At 41.8% G+C, this 15,565-nt stretch carries 14 protein-coding genes and 1 other annotated feature; of the genes, 6 read left to right on the top strand and 8 right to left on the bottom strand.

The genetic code is table 11. The annotated features are described in order from the left end of the window. Positions 1 to 7: 7 nt before the first annotated feature. Genes trpA through AM629_RS01050 form a run of 6 tightly spaced genes read right to left on the bottom strand, consistent with a single transcriptional unit; the run spans position 8 to position 6,569 of the window. Positions 8 to 814: a tryptophan synthase subunit alpha gene (trpA, locus tag AM629_RS01025; RefSeq protein WP_054475313.1), complete on the bottom strand. Its 807-nt coding sequence runs from the start codon at positions 812 to 814 to the stop codon at positions 8 to 10. Further along, complete coding sequence (gene trpB, locus AM629_RS01030; RefSeq protein WP_054475314.1) at positions 814 to 2,004, bottom strand: tryptophan synthase subunit beta; 1,191 nt, start codon at positions 2,002 to 2,004, stop codon at positions 814 to 816. The genes trpA and trpB overlap by 1 nt, the downstream gene beginning before the upstream one ends. Positions 2,005 to 2,046: 42 nt before the next feature. Beyond that, positions 2,047 to 3,408: a bifunctional indole-3-glycerol-phosphate synthase TrpC/phosphoribosylanthranilate isomerase TrpF gene (trpCF, locus tag AM629_RS01035; RefSeq protein WP_054475316.1), complete on the bottom strand. Its 1,362-nt coding sequence runs from the start codon at positions 3,406 to 3,408 to the stop codon at positions 2,047 to 2,049. Positions 3,409 to 3,410: 2 nt separating this feature from the next. Then, positions 3,411 to 4,409: an anthranilate phosphoribosyltransferase gene (gene trpD, locus AM629_RS01040; RefSeq protein ID WP_054475318.1), complete on the bottom strand. Its 999-nt coding sequence runs from the start codon at positions 4,407 to 4,409 to the stop codon at positions 3,411 to 3,413. Positions 4,410 to 4,422: 13 nt separating this feature from the next. Continuing rightward, positions 4,423 to 5,001 carry a glutamine amidotransferase-related protein gene (locus AM629_RS01045; RefSeq protein WP_054475319.1) on the bottom strand — a complete coding sequence of 193 codons (579 nt, stop codon included), beginning with the start codon at positions 4,999 to 5,001 and terminating at the stop codon, positions 4,423 to 4,425. Beyond that, positions 5,001 to 6,569 carry an anthranilate synthase component 1 gene (locus AM629_RS01050; protein ID WP_054475322.1) on the bottom strand — a complete coding sequence of 523 codons (1,569 nt, stop codon included), beginning with the start codon at positions 6,567 to 6,569 and terminating at the stop codon, positions 5,001 to 5,003. Before AM629_RS01050 ends, AM629_RS01045 begins: the two co-directional genes overlap by 1 nt. Positions 6,570 to 6,595: 26 nt before the next feature. Continuing rightward, positions 6,596 to 6,695 (bottom strand) — a sequence feature (Trp leader region). A gap of 598 nt (positions 6,696 to 7,293) precedes the next feature. Here AM629_RS01050 and AM629_RS01055 point away from each other — a divergent pair. The 4 genes from AM629_RS01055 to rluB all read left to right on the top strand — a co-directional run bounded on the left by AM629_RS01055 (position 7,294) and on the right by rluB (position 11,343). After that, positions 7,294 to 7,593 (top strand): gp53-like domain-containing protein, encoded by a 300-nt coding sequence (locus tag AM629_RS01055; protein ID WP_054475323.1) that lies wholly within the window; start codon positions 7,294 to 7,296, stop codon positions 7,591 to 7,593. Positions 7,594 to 7,920: 327 nt separating this feature from the next. Continuing rightward, positions 7,921 to 8,781, top strand: coding sequence for an RNase RNM (gene rnm / locus AM629_RS01060; RefSeq protein ID WP_072161777.1), 861 nt, complete (start codon positions 7,921 to 7,923; stop codon positions 8,779 to 8,781). A 27-nt stretch (positions 8,782 to 8,808) separates the two neighbouring features. Further along, entirely contained in the window at positions 8,809 to 9,429 is a 621-nt protein-coding gene (locus AM629_RS01065) for an L-threonylcarbamoyladenylate synthase (RefSeq protein WP_054475324.1), read from the top strand. 981 nt (positions 9,430 to 10,410) lie between these two features. Next, positions 10,411 to 11,343 (top strand): 23S rRNA pseudouridine(2605) synthase RluB, encoded by a 933-nt coding sequence (gene rluB, locus AM629_RS01070; protein ID WP_054475325.1) that lies wholly within the window; start codon positions 10,411 to 10,413, stop codon positions 11,341 to 11,343. A gap of 69 nt (positions 11,344 to 11,412) precedes the next feature. On the opposite strand, the gene cobO is transcribed toward rluB, so the two are convergent. Continuing rightward, positions 11,413 to 12,009 carry a cob(I)yrinic acid a,c-diamide adenosyltransferase gene (cobO, locus tag AM629_RS01075; protein WP_054475328.1) on the bottom strand — a complete coding sequence of 199 codons (597 nt, stop codon included), beginning with the start codon at positions 12,007 to 12,009 and terminating at the stop codon, positions 11,413 to 11,415. Next, positions 12,009 to 12,773: a YciK family oxidoreductase gene (locus AM629_RS01080; RefSeq protein ID WP_054475331.1), complete on the bottom strand. Its 765-nt coding sequence runs from the start codon at positions 12,771 to 12,773 to the stop codon at positions 12,009 to 12,011. The genes cobO and AM629_RS01080 overlap by 1 nt, the downstream gene beginning before the upstream one ends. Before the next feature lie 653 nt (positions 12,774 to 13,426). Here AM629_RS01080 and AM629_RS01085 point away from each other — a divergent pair. Both AM629_RS01085 and sohB read left to right on the top strand, forming a co-directional pair. Continuing rightward, the gene (locus tag AM629_RS01085) at positions 13,427 to 14,185 is read left to right on the top strand and encodes a phage tail protein (RefSeq protein WP_054475332.1); all 759 of its coding nucleotides are present in this window, start codon (positions 13,427 to 13,429) and stop codon (positions 14,183 to 14,185) included. Positions 14,186 to 14,443: 258 nt separating this feature from the next. Beyond that, a complete protein-coding gene (sohB, locus tag AM629_RS01090) occupies positions 14,444 to 15,490 on the top strand; it encodes a protease SohB (protein ID WP_054475333.1) in 1,047 nt (348 codons plus the stop codon). Positions 15,491 to 15,565 lie beyond the last annotated feature (75 nt).

Below are 15,565 nucleotides of genomic sequence, written 5' to 3' on the forward strand. Positions count from 1 at the left end.
TTTTGCGCTAAATTTGGGTGGCAGATTTCATTTTTGATACAAATTCAGTCAATTTTTTCAGCATTATTTCTGGCTGAGAAAGGTTGTCTTCAATAATTTTAACTATTGCAGATCCGGAAATTGCTCCTGCCGCTCCGCTGGCTAATGTTTCTTTTACCTGCGTGGGTTCTGAAATACCAAATCCCTGTAATGGTGGTGCTGCATGATATTCTCGTAGCTTATTGACTAGATGATCTAAAGGCTGTTCAGCGCGTCTTTCTGTACCGGTAACCCCAGGTCTGGATAATAGATAGGTATATCCCCGGCCATGAGAAGCGATTTCACATAATAATTCATCTTCAGCATTGGGTGGACAGATAAAAATAGGGGCAATTCCATGTTTCATTGCTGCGGTACGGAATGGCCGTGATTCTGATATAGGAACATCTGCAACTAATACCGAGTCAATATCGGCATCTTTGCAGCGGCGATAAAATTCGTCTATCCCATTGTGAAAAACCAGATTCGCGTACATTAATAAACCAATTGGCATATCAGGATGTTTTGCTCGGATTTTTGCGAGTAGTTCAAAACAAAGGGTGGGGGTGACGTTTGAGGAGAAAGCACGCAGATTGGCATTCTGAATTGTTGGGCCATCAGCTAATGGATCAGAAAAAGGAATACCCAACTCAAGCGCATCAGCACCTCCGGCAATTAATGCATCAATAATTTCCAACAATAATTCCGGATTTGGATCGCCCAGTGTGACAAAGGGGATAAAAGCACCTTGTTTAAGGTTTTCCAGCTTTTTAAATAGTTGCTTGTAACGTTCCATTAGATTTCCCCCCTTGATTTTAAAATATCATGAACAGTAAATATGTCTTTATCACCACGACCGGATAGATTAACAATCAATAATTGCTCTTTATCTGGAGATTGATGGATCATTTTCAAAGCATAAGCCAGTGCATGAGAGGATTCGAGAGCTGGAATAATGCCTTCCTCGCGAGAAAGCGTTTTGAATGCCTCTAATGCTTCATCATCAGTGATAGAAACATAGTCAGCTCGCCCGATACTATTTAGATAAGCATGTTGAGGACCAACTGAAGGGAAATCCAAGCCTGCTGAAATAGAATAAGATTCTTCAATCTGGCCTTCATTTGTCTGCATCATTGGTGATTTCATACCAAAATAGATACCCTGCTTACCATGTTTCAGCGGGGCACCATGTTTACCTGTTTCAATACCGTGTCCGGCGGGTTCAACACCAATCAGCCGTACTGAGGTTTCTGGAATAAATTCCGCAAACATGCCAATGGCATTTGAACCACCACCAATACAGGCCAACACGGCATCGGGCAAACGCCCCTCTTTTGCTAAAAACTGGGATTTGGCTTCTTCACCAATCATACGTTGGAACTCCCTAACCATCGTTGGATAGGGATGAGGGCCTGCGGCAGTACCTAATAAATAATGAGCCTTGTCATAGCTACCAGACCAGTCGCGCAGTGCTTCATTACAGGCATCTTTCAGAGTTGCAGAGCCGCTGTAGACCGGGATAACTGTGGCTCCCATCAGACGCATGCGGAAGACATTAGGGGATTGGCGTTCCACATCTTTAGCTCCCATATAAATACGGCATCTCATGTTTAAAAGTGCGCAGGCAAGGGCGGTTGCTACGCCATGCTGGCCAGCACCGGTTTCTGCAATAATTTCATCTTTACCCATACGTTTGGCCAGTAACGCTTGACCAAGTACTTGATTGGTTTTATGAGCGCCACCATGTAATAAATCTTCACGTTTCAGATAAAGGCGAGCTTTAGTGCCTCTGGTCAGATTACGGCATAAAGTTAATGCAGTGGGTCTACCCGCATAGTTTTTCAGGAGATTCTGAAACTCTTGTTGGAATTCAGGATCTTTCTGAGCAGTAATAAATGCCGCTTCTAATTGATCAAGGGCTGGAATAAGGATTTGTGGGACAAATTGTCCACCGAAATCACCAAAATAGGGGTTAAGTTTACTCATTATTCTATTTATCCATGTAATTAATCGGAAAATTGCTGCTACTTAGTAACAGCGCAAACGTTGAAAAACTTTATTCAATTTATGACTGCTTTTGATGCCAGGTGAGCTTTCGACACCAGAGTTAAAATCAAGTCCGAGACAGCCATATTTTGCTGCTTGCTGGCAATTTTCCTCATTTAATCCACCTGCCAGAATGATGTTATTGAGTGATTGTTTGTCAATTAATTGCCAGTCAAAAGTCTTGCCGGTTCCACCTTTGCCGTTATCAAGCAGATAACAATCAATGTTTCCGATTTTAGTGTGGAATGTATCTTTTGACATATCAATGGCTTTCCATATTTGGCAATTTTCAGGCAATATCTTTCGAAGTTCTTGAATGTAAATTTCGCCTTCTGCCCCATGCAATTGCACCGCCGTCAGAGAAAGGGTATGGGCGGTATGGCTGACGAATGCAGATGATTGATTTTGGAACACTCCTACATATTTGAGAGCAGCTGCATTGATGATTTGTTGGGCCTGTTTGATATTAATTTTACGCGGGGAGTGTTCAACAAATATCAAACCGCCATATACAGCACCGGCTTGTAGCGCGGCTTTGGCGTCCTGTGGACGGGTTAACCCACAAACTTTATTTTCACCCAGAATTAATTGGCGTAATGCCAGATCTAAATCGGACTGAGCCATCAAAGCGCTGCCAATTAGAAAACCATTGACATAATGACTGAGTTCACGAATTTGCTGATGCTGGTGAATGCCTGACTCGCTAATAACAATGGTTCCTTGCGGTAATGGTGGAGCAAGTTGTTTGGTACGGTTCAAATCAATAGAAAGATCTCTCAGATCACGATTATTGATACCAATCACTTTGGCTTTTAGTGTAACAGCTCTGCTTCGTTCTTCCTCTGAACTAACTTCAGTCAGCACGCCCATATTTAGGCTATGTGCAAGTTCAGACAGCGTAATATATTGTTCGTCATTAAGGACAGAAAGCATCAATAAAATTGCATCTGCCTGATAATAACGAGCGAGATAAATCTGATAAGGGTCGATAATAAAATCTTTACACAATACTGGCTGATGAACAGCATCACTCACCAACCGAAGGAAGTCATAGTGACCTTGAAAATATTTTTCATCAGTTAATACTGAGATTGCGGCGGCATAAGGCTGATAAGTTTTTGCTATCTGGATTGGATCGAAATTCTGGCGAATGAGTCCTTTTGAAGGAGATGCCTTTTTGCATTCCAGAATAAAAACGGTCTGTTTATTACTTAGTGCCTGATAAAAACTGCGGTTGCTGGCAACAATGGAATCAATAAAACTTTCCAGTGGTTGTTGCCGCTTACGTCCAATAAGATATTCTGCTTTATCATTAACAATTTTCTGTAAAACGGTAGCTTGCATTGTTAACTCCTTGCTGCAAGTGCAGTGACTCGTTCATAAGCTCGGCCACTATGGATAGTTTCAAGAGCTTGTTGTGTGTTGTGACGTAAATTTTCCTGTCCATGAATTTTCATCAGAAGGGCAACGTTAGCGGCAACAGCATCAGCATGGGCTTTCTCACCTCGGCCCTGTAGCAATAGACTGAGCATTTCGCGGTTATCTTCTGGTGAACCTCCTTTTAATGCATCCATTGGATGATTTTGTAAACCAAAATCTTCAGCATTTAATTGGTAACGGGTGATTTCCTCACCATTAAGCTCTGCAACTTTTGTTGGTGCATGTAGGGCAACTTCATCCATTCCACCACTGTGAACAACGGCTGCTCGTTGATAACCCAGAACTTGCAAGGTGCGGGCTATGGGGTCAACCAAGTCGGGGCTGTAAACGCCAATTAATGCTAACGGCGGACGTGCCGGATTGATCAGAGGACCTAACACATTGAATAGAGTCCGGGTTTTTAGTTGCTGGCGTACCGGCATTGCGTGGCGGAATCCAATGTGATATTGGGGAGCAAAAAGAAAACAGACGCCGATTTCATCCAGAGCGTTGCGTGCACATTCTGCACTGATATCAAGTGCGATACCAAATGCAGACAGCAAATCAGATGAACCTGAACGGCTGGAAACACTGCGGTTACCATGCTTAGCAACTTTGATATTACAAGCCGCTGCGACAAATGCACTAGCGGTCGATATATTGATACTGTTGGTGCCATCACCACCGGTTCCGACAATATCGCAAAAAGTGTAGTCGGGCCGTGGAAATGGCAGGGCATTTTCCAGCAACGCTTGAGCGGCCCCCGCGATCTCTTCTGGCTGTTCGCCCCGTAATTTCATGCTGATAAGTACAGCCGCAAGTTGTGATTCGCTTAATTTTCCTTGAATTATGGCTGAAAACAGTTGCTGGCTTTCTTGCTGTGTCAGTATCTGCGCACTGAACAATTTATCGAAAATAAACTGCATTTTCACACTCCTTTTAATTCAGTGCCCAGGTCAGAGTTTGTTCAAGTAATCTGGCCCCATGTGTTGTGAGAATAGATTCTGGATGGAACTGAAATCCACAAACCTTATGTTTGTCGTGGCGAACAGCCATAATAGTGTTGCCACAACGTGCCGAAATAGTCAGTTCAGATGGAATTCTGCTACCTGTCAGCGAGTGGTAACGTGCAACGGGCAAAGGATTTTCCAGATTAGCGAACATGGCTTGATTATCATGTTCTGCCAGAGAGGCTTTACCATGTAGGATTTCATCAGCAGCGCCAATTTTTCCACCATATGCTTCAATAATTGCCTGATGTCCAAGGCAGATGCCAATCACCGGAATTTTGCCGATTATTTGCTGGAGTAACTGAGGCATACATCCTGCATCAGACGGTTTTCCGGGTCCCGGTGAAAGCATCAGTAACGGAGATGGTAGTATTCTGAATTGTTCCATAATGATTTCGGTTGCAACGGTATTGCGATAGATAACAACCTGATGATTATTGCTGCGTAATTGATCGACGAGGTTATAGGTGAACGAATCCACGTTATCGAGCAGAAGAATATTTGCCATTAGAAAATCTCCTTTGCTTGATGAGCTTCCGCAATTGCGCGAATGACGGCTCTCGCTTTATTGCGAGTCTCTTCAGCCTCTGACAAAGGTACAGAATCCAGTACTACACCCGCGCCAGCTTGAACGGTCGCTATGCCATCTTCCACGTAGGCAGAGCGGATAACGATGCAAGTATCCATATCACCTTTGCTGGTGAAATAGCCGACAGCACCACCATAGCTGCCCCGACGTTCATTTTCATAACGGGCGATAAGTTGCATGGCCCGTACTTTTGGTGCACCAGTGAGAGTTCCCATATTCATACAGGCTTGATAAGCATGAAAAATATCCAGGTCATGGCGTAGTGTTCCCACGACGCGGGAAACCATATGCATAACAAAGGAATAGCGATCCACTTTTGTCAGGTCGGCGACATAGCGGCTGCCGGGTTCACAAATACGGGCCAAATCATTGCGAGCCAAATCAACCAGCATCAAGTGCTCAGCTAATTCTTTGTGATCTGTACGCATCTCGAGTTCTGTCCGGCAGTCCAGATCTGCATCTAATTCTCCGGTGGCATCGCGTCCACGAGGGCGTGTGCCGGCAATAGGATAAATTTCAATCTGGCGGTTGGATGCATCGTATTTAAGAGCGCTTTCAGGGGAAGCACCAAACAGGCAGAAATCTTTGTCCTGCATGAAAAACATGTAAGGGCTTGGATTACGATGTTTAAGTTTTTGATAAGCATTAAGCGGTGCTGGACATGGTAGAGAAAAGCGTCGTGATGGAACTACCTGAAAAATATCGCCTTGATGGATAGATTGTTGTAACCGTGCGACTATTTCTGCATATATCTTGTCATCCTGATTACACGAAACTTTCATTGCAGGCACAGCGATTTGTTTTATAGGTTGAGCGGGTTCGGTGATCAATTCTGTGAGTATTTTCAGACGCTGTTTAAGGCGTTGATTTTCTTCTTGAGAATCACTAAAGAGACTAATTTGCAAACGGGCATTTTTATTCTGGTGGTCGATCACCAGTAAAGTTTCTGCCAAATAAAAGCAAAAATCAGGACAGCGCTGAACCGTTTTTACTGTTGGTAACGGTTCAAACCCGGCCACTAGATCGTAGGAAAAAAGACCGCCAACGAATATAGCCTCTGCATTATATTGTGATGGCACTTCCATTAGAGAAAGAAGGGCGCGTAATGCATCAAATACTGACATAGCTTTCAGTCGATTATCTTCATCCATCATATTGTGGTTGGTCTTAGGAAAGATTAATTGAAGAGAATCGCGCGTAATTTCGGCTTGAATGTTTTTGGTAAATTTTTGGGCGAGAAAAGGTAATAGATTTCGACCATTTTCTGTCAGAGCATCAAAAGTGACCGTATTGCCATTTGCATTGACACGCAAGGCACTGTCAATGATGAGTAGGCTTTTCACGCTTTTTTTACTGTTAATTTCCGCAGATTCCAGCAATAACGTTGCCGGACGTTCACCGCAGAGTTGATTGAATAGCTGCGCAGGATCGGGCTGATAAGCGGTTTCCTGCTCAATTATGATTAGTTTTGGTTGTTTATCCGCCATTTTTTATCCTGATAATGAATTACGTATACAAAAAACCCGCCTTGTGGCGGGTTTTGGTAATTTGGCACTGATGATTTATGTGCGTGACCATTCCGCCCTTAATGGGAAGTTGTGCCACCAACGGATAGTCATCATAAATATAGTCATTTTCAGTGCCTCTTTAGTATTGAGAGAGTATATACCCGTCATCAAATCCATAGGGTATATAAGACGACATTGCCTTAACTTGTGTACTAGTAAACTGGAACGATGTTGATATGTCAAGGGGGGATGAAAAAAATATTAGGTAGATTCACATAATAAGTGCAACATCGTTACTCTGGAAGTAAACATGTCCGTATTCTTTTAAATAATTCATTGGGTGTTTTACCCCTAAATTTTTCCAAATTAACTATTTTATCCACCTTATTTATAATCCGGGTAAGCCCTATTATTTGAAATCTATTGGTGAAATAAGGAAGAATTCTGATTAGTCTTTAACGCTTAAAATGATAATGCTCAGTTCGATATTTTATATCTGAGCACTAATCTTTGCTATAAAAATATGAGTTCTGGAGTAGATTGATAGATATTTTTTTGATACTGTGCATAAATAGCTTGGTATATTTTTTTGACTTAAAATTTATTTATCAATGCTTAATTCATGTGGTTAAATCTTTTATAAAATAATTTAATCATTAGGTTTTTTCCGAGAAATGTTAACTACTTACCTCGAGGAAAGTGTATGAATAATAAAAGTGATGAAGATTTAGAGTTATTCGGCATAGCTAGTTGGCGAGAGGATAACGCTCCCCAAGTCATTCAACAATGGGGAATAGTCACCAGAGTAGCAGATAAAACTCAAGTCCTTTTCCCCAGGCCATTTCCTAATGCCTGTTACAATGTGCAACTGACATTGAAAGCAGTTGATGATAATGGGTATAATGTGGCTCCTGTAAGAGCGGAGAATGTATCAGCATCAGGGTTTACATATTGTGCTGGAGATGGTGAAACAGTAGCTTTCTGGTTTGCTATAGGTAGTTAATATAAAAATATGATATTACTACAGTAAAAAAATAATTCATTCTACCCTTAGAACTGAAACGAAATTATATTGAAAGCCGGAGTCAACCCCGGTTTTTTCTCAACGTTGAAACTCATCATCAGTACTTTCCCAATCTTTGTAAGCTTATCTGTTACTATTGATCTATTTAGCGTGAAACTTAGTGTTTTATGGTGTAGATTTAATTCTTATTTTTAATTATTAGATTGATTTTAAATAGATTTATTTGTTTTTGATGTAAAATGCTGCTATTTACCGTTAAGCTATCGTCTCATATGTTCCAAATCTATTCAGGCAGAGAAAGAGATAATGACAAATTCAGTCACTGAGTTGGTGACAATTTATGATCTTCATAGCCATACGACTGTATCGGATGGTTCACTTTCACCATCGGAGTTAGTCGAACGCGCGGTAGCAATGGGCGTTAATGTATTGGCCGTGACTGATCATGATACGACGGACGCTATTCCGTTAGCCCATGAGCATATTAGCCAACACAATTTGCCATTGAAACTCATATCAGGCGTTGAGATATCGACTCTGTGGCAAAATATAGAGATTCACATTGTGGGGTTGAACATTGATATTCAGTCAGATGCAATGATTGAATTACTTAATAAACAATCTGAACTTAGGAAAGAACGAGGAATTGAAATAGGCCACAGACTGGCAAGGGTAGGTATTCCCGATGCTTGGGCAGGGGCAAACCGATTAGCGAATGGTGGGCAAGTGACACGAGGCCATTTTGCCCGCTATTTAATCGAAATAGGTAAAGAGCCAACGATTGCGAAAGTATTTAAAAAATATTTGGCAAAGGGAAAAATCGGATACGTTCCACCGCAATGGTGTACAATTGAACAAGCTATTGATGTCATTCATCAATCAGGTGGACAGGCAGTCATTGCGCATCCGGGGCGGTATGATTTATCTACTAAATGGTTGAAACGTTTGATTATCTGGTTTAAGCAACATGGTGGTGATGCAATGGAAGTTGCACAGTGCCAGCAGGCGCCTAACGAGCGGCAATATCTTGGTCAATTGTCACGGGAATATGATTTGATGGCTTCGTTGGGTTCTGATTTTCACCAGCCTTGTGCATGGATAGAGTTAGGGCGTAAATTGTGGTTACCCGGTGATGTGGTACCAATATGGCGCAACTGGTCACTGTAGGGGCTGCATAAAATTAAGAGGTAATTTATGAGCCAGTTTTTTTATATTCATCCTGATAATCCGCAGCCACGCCTAATAGGGCAAAGTGTGGATGTGCTTAAGAAAGGTGGAGTCGTTGTTTACCCGACTGATTCTGGTTATGCGATTGGTTGCCGTTTGGAAGATAAAGATGCGATGACACGAATATGTCGTATTCGTCAGTTGGATAGTCATCATAATTTTACCTTGATGTGCCGGGATTTATCAGAAATATCGACCTATGCCTACGTCGATAATTCAGCTTTTCGTTTGATTAAGAATAATACACCGGGCAATTACACGTTTATTTTGCGTGCGACTAAAGAAGTTCCTCGCCGCTTGATGAATGATAAGCGGAAAACAATAGGGTTACGTGTTCCATCCAATCCCATTGCTCTGGCTATGCTTGAACAAGTGGGTGAACCATTGATGTCCACCAGTCTGATTTTACCAGGTAATGATTTTGCTGAATCTGATCCCGAAGAAATTAAAGATAATTTGGGGAAACTGGTTGATCTGATTATTCATGGTGGTTATTTAGGGCAACAACCTACAACTGTCATTGATTTAACTGATGATACGCCGGTTGTAATACGCGAAGGCGCAGGAAATATAACTCCATTTTTATAAGTTAAGTAGTAATTATTTTCAGAATTTATACCCTATGGATTTCAAGATGGACCGCGGCGGCAAGGGAGCGAATCCCCGGGAGCAGAGATAACTATGTCATAGAGAACTCTGTGACCGGGGCAGGGCGGGATCTCACATTTTCTATATGGTTATTGTGGATAAAAACAACCCTCTACTAGCTCAATAAATGTTCATGCCAGATATCAAAACCTATCAATAAAATCGTATTGAATGTGAGAAATTATCAATATCTGCGAAATGTATAATTTTTACGCAAAGTAGAATCCCGCCCTGGTGACCGGGGTGAGTGAGTGCAGCCAACAAAGAGGCAATTTGAAAGATGACGAGTATAAAGCCTGTGTTATACGCAGGCTTTATATTTTTGGTTTTTTAATTTAATCGAAATGGTTATTGTTAATTTTGAATTATTAATCTCAGAGAAACAGTCCCTGATTCACTGAAAAGTATTGCAAATTTGTCATCAATTCAGGAATGATAAAGATTAGAGTTTGATAAAGTGTGGCGGGTGGGGTGGATTAATATCTCATGACCACTTTCATCTTGGTTTATCTTGGTTTTGATATTTCAACGTGAATTTGTTTCGAAAGAATGCTGGCTGGAATTTCGATAATTAACAGCTGTCGGTCGTTGTTTATTTTGTCGTATTTAGGAATTTTCTTATCTTTTGAATATCATGGATATTCATATCTTTAAGTATCATGTTTCAACTGATTGCCACAATAATATATTTGTGTTATTACGACGAATTTAAGCACATTCAGCTGACTGAGTGATTTATTGGAATCATTGATTATAAAATTAGTGTAGAATGTTCGGCCACGAACTAGAGTGTATGACCTGTTTTTTCACATTCTATGTTATAAAATGTATTAAAATCAGTTTGTTATAAGAAAATTTTATTATAACGTATTGATCGATATATAACACGACGCCTGTGAAGGCGACAACAGAGGTTGCTCAATGAGCGGTAAGACACAAAAATCTGAAAAGTTACAGAAAATTCTCGCGCGTTCCGGCCACGGTTCCCGCCGCGAAATAGAAGGCTATATTCAACAAGGGCGCGTCAGTGTTGACGGCAAGATTGCGACTTTAGGTGATCGTATTGAAGTACAGCCCGCGACAAAAATCCGCCTTGATGGCCGGATATTAAACATCAAAGAATCACAAAAAGCGATTTGCCGTGTGCTGGCTTATTACAAACCAGAAGGTGAGCTTTGTACCCGCCACGATCCGGAAGGACGGCCAACCGTTTTTGATCGTCTGCCTAAATTACTGGGTTCCCGTTGGATAGCTGTAGGGCGTCTGGATGTAAATACCTGTGGTTTGTTGCTATTTACTACGGATGGGGAGTTAGCTAATCGTTTAATGCATCCAAGCCGTGAAGTGGAACGCGAATATGCCGTTCGTGTTTTTGGTGAAGTTGATGATGCCAAATTGAAGCAACTTGCTAAAGGTATCCAGCTGGAAGATGGTCCAGCAGCATTCCTCACCGTCGCTTTTAAAGGCGGTGAGGGGATGAACCAATGGTATAATGTGACGCTGACAGAAGGGCGTAACCGTGAAGTTCGTCGTCTTTGGGAGGCTGTTGGTGTACAAGTAAGCCGTCTTATTCGCGTGCGTTATGGTGATATTGGTTTGCCAAAAGGCTTACCACGTGGAGGTTGGACAGAGCTTGGTCTGGAACAAACTAACTATCTGCGTCAATTAGTTGGTTTAAACGAAGAGACTGTCTCCAAGGTGGCGGTCGAACGTGATCAACGTCGTATGAAATCCAACCAGATCCGCCGTGCGGTTAAACGTCATGCTCAAGTGGCATCACGTCCATCGGCAGGAAAACGTCCGGGTAGTTCCCGCCAGAATGCAGGTCGTACAACGGCATCAAAAGGCCGTTAATTTCTAGTTCTTTCTATTTCTGGTTAATTGCTATTCCTGTGGGCCTCGTGTAATAACGGGGCCTTTTTCCTACCAGTCGATGCCTTTTTGTGCCTTAATGCCAGCATCAAAAGCATGTTTTACCGGGCGCATCTCTGTGACGGTATCCGCCATTTCCAATAATTCACGATGACAACCGCGGCCAGTAATAATAACGGATTGGTGCTCTGGTCGGTGGTTTAGGGCGGTTATAACATCTTCGAGAGGAAGATAGCCATAACTCACCATATAAGTCAGCTCATCCAGTACAACCAGATCCAAATTAGGATCGGATAACATCTCCAGCGCGTGCTGCCATACCTGATGACAAGCGGTGGTATCCGTTTCTCGGCTTTGGGTTTCCCAGGTAAAACCGGTTGCCATAACATGAAAATTTACACCATGCTGTTCCAGGAGATTTTTTTCACCATTCTCCCATTTGCCTTTTATAAATTGAATAACACCGGCACGCCGTCCATGACCTACTGCACGGGTGACCGTGCCGAAAGCCGCAGTGGTTTTACCTTTACCATTGCCGGTAAAAATGATGAGGATTCCCCGTTCTAACAGTGCGGCTTCAATGCGGGAATCTACTTTTTCTTTCAGACGTTGTTGCCTTCTTTGGTGTTGGTTGTCATTTATTGTCATTATTCGGCTGGTCCTGCTTTGCGTCCGGGTTGTGCATCAAAACTGATGCCTGTTTTATGCAGACTGTCGCTGCCCATTAAATAAAGGTACAGTGGCATAATCTCTGCTGGAGTTTTCAGTTTAGCAGAATTTTCGTTAGGGAATGCGTTGGCACGCATATTTGTGCGTGTTCCACCGGGATTGATACAGTTAACGCGTAGGGAACTGTTTTTATATTCTTCAGCTAGAACTTGCATCATGCCTTCGGTGGCAAATTTAGAGGCAGAATAGGCTCCCCAGCCACTGCGACCTTCTCGGCCAACACTTGAACTGGTAAAGATGAGTGAGCCGTCAGGGGATTTCAGTAACAGTGGAAGCAACGTTTGAGTCAACATGAAAGTCGCATTGACGTTGACTTGCATAACATCATGCCATAACTGAACCGGCTGTTCTGCTATTGGAGCAACAGCGCCCAGTAATCCGGCGTTATGCAAAATGCCATCCAGACGCGGATAATATTTTGCTAAATCGTCAGCCAATTCTTTGCATTTTTCGGCTGTGACAGTGAGTAGATCCAGGGTGTAGATAGTGGCAGAGGCTCCACCTGCTTGTTCGATTTCTTTTTTGACGGCTTCCAGTTTATGTGTAGTTCTGCCAAGCAGAATTACTTTCGCGCCATAACGGGCGTAAGTCAACGCCACTTCACGACCAATACCATCTCCAGCGCCTGTAACCAGAATAATACGTTGCTGTAGGAGGTCATGTTTGGGTTGGTAATGTAACATTTGAAGATTTCCTATTATTGATGGGGCGGTTTGTTGCTGTCAGAGTAACTCTGGTTATCAAAACAGAAACTTATGTACTGAGTCAAATTCGTCAAAGTCTATTGCTTAGGAGATAAACGGTGAAACATTGAAGGCGTTGGTATTTGTCTTTAGTTAAATCTGTTCAATTATTCATACCTGTTATCTTTCAAATTACCCTTTGTTGGCGGCATTCACTCCCCCCGGTCACAGAGTTATCTATGCTCCCGGGGATTTGCTCCCTTGCCGTCGCGATCCATCTTGAAATCTATTGGGTATATACCTCATCAAATAGATGGAATTGCAGGAAAAGAGAGATAAATATAGTTTCTACATGTTAAGTACAAGTATTTTGGCTATATTTTCGGTTCCAAAATGTTGAATGACTTATTGCTGGCAATGATATAAAAATAGTTAATCTTATAAGTAATAAGAACACTGCATTATTCTTTTTCTAAACTAGACTTTGATTGGCGTGAGTGGCAGAGAGATTATTTTTACAATGATTTAAATATGTTGATTATGAAATAGTATTATTTATACCTTTCATCTTTCAAGCTGCTGCTTTGTTGGCTGCGTTCACTGGCCGCCGCGCTGTAAATTGAAATCTATTGGGTATAATTTAAGGAAGGTATATGAACCAAAGAAATGATTTTAAAGCTCTTTCTATTAATGATAATGTTAATGTAGTGAGTCAAGAGAGATATGAAGTTAGTCCGGGGTTGCAGACAGGATTTTCTCCAAATGATATTCCCACTCATTTGTTAAATAAAGTGTTGCGTCAATCATCAACTATATCAGCTATCGTAGCTAATTTTATTGCGGAACAATCTGGCGAGGATATTTTGGATAATGGTGATATAACCAAGCTTACTGCTCAATTAAATGAAGCATTAGAACAAAAAATTTCAAATATCTCAAATAGCTCTGACATTCCTGTAGGTGTTCCTGTTCCCTGGCCGACTACCATACCACCTGCTGGGTGGTTGCAGTGTAATGGTTCGGTCTTTGATAAGTCGAAATTTCCGAAATTAGCAGAGGCTTATCCTGATGGTAGATTACCCGATTTAAGAGGGGAATTTATTCGAGGTTGGGATGATGGCCGGGGTGTTGATAATAACCGTAGAATTCTAACTCATCAGGGGGATGCCATCAGAAACATTCAGGGTTCATTCGCCAGCACGATAGCACCAAACTATCATTTGGCAACAAGAGGGGCTTTTTATGCTAGTCAAGTTGTTGGAATAGGGACAGACGGCAGTTTTAAATCGGTAAATAATTTTAACCCAGATACTCCATACGGCTTTGGATTTGAGGCGTCAAGGGTTGTCCCTGTAGCCTCAGAGAATCGCCCTCGCAATATCGCATTTAACTACATTGTAAGGGCAGCATAATGATGGGGCCATTTGGCCCTTATTGTTTACAGCGATAATAACGGGCTTTTTCACTGTTCAATGATTTCTCTCATTTTTGAACTGATCCCCATTTCTCTGTCTAATGGTGTAGAATTAGTTACTAAGCCCGATATACTGGATATTTTTTATTTGTACATATTTGTTTTGATTGAATATGAGTTTATTATAATATTTTGTTTTTAAATGAAAATAATGAAATATATTTATTTTTAGTTATTGTGAAAAAAAGGTGGATTTGTGGAGTATTTATCTCTTTATGGGTTGTTTTTAGCCAAAGTGGTAACGCTAGTATTGGCTGTGATTGTTCTGGCTATATTTGGTATTGGCATAGGAATGCGTAAATCCTTGCCAAAAGGAGAGTTGAAGCTAACAGATCTTGGTGAGGTGCACCGGGATAAACAGCGTCAAATGCAGCGAGCGCGTATGACGGAAGCTGAGAGAAAAATCTGGCAGAAAGAGTTTAATAAGCAGCAAAAGCTCGAATCTAAGCAGAAGAAGAGTCAAGCTAAAACTGGTCAGAAAGGGTTACAGAAACCTTGTCTTTATGTACTGGATTTTAAAGGAAGTATGGATGCACATGAGGTCGATTCATTACGTGAAGAGATTAGCGCGATTTTAGCCGTTGCCGATGCAAAAGATGAAGTGTTGTTGCGTCTTGAAAGCCCCGGAGGAATGGTTCATGGCTATGGGCTTGCTGCCTCTCAGCTTGCCCGTTTGCGTCAGAAAGGGATTCGCTTGACTATTGCTGTGGACAAAGTTGCCGCCAGTGGTGGTTATATGATGGCTTGTGTTGCTGATCGCATTATTGCTGCACCATTTGCCATTATTGGCTCTATTGGGGTGGTCGCTCAGATCCCAAATATTCATAAACTATTGAAAAAGAATGATATCGATGTAGAACTGCATACGGCGGGTGAATATAAACGCACGCTGACTTTTTTGGGTGAAAATACAGAGCAAGGTCGGAAAAAGTTTCAGGAAGATCTCAACCAGACTCACGAATTATTCAAAGAGTTTATTCATACACATCGTCCATTACTTGATGTGGCAAATGTGGCTACAGGCGAATACTGGTATGGCACTCAAGCGAAAGAGAAAGGATTGATTGATGAAATTGGTGTCAGTGATGATCTGTTAATTGCTCAAATAGATAATTGTGAAGTGATTGGTGTCACTTATTCACGTCGTAAGCGCATGGTAGAACGTTTCACCAGCAGCACAATGGAAAGTATTGATAAGTTATTATTACGCTGGTGGCAAAGAGGAGAAAAACCTCTGTTTTGATAAAATACCGCTGTTTTTATGAATATACCCAATAGATTTCAAGATGGATCGAGACGGCAAGGGAGCGAATCCCCG

The sequence above is a fragment of the Photorhabdus heterorhabditis genome, from assembly GCF_001280945.1.
GTDB lineage: Bacteria > Pseudomonadota > Gammaproteobacteria > Enterobacterales > Enterobacteriaceae > Photorhabdus > Photorhabdus heterorhabditis.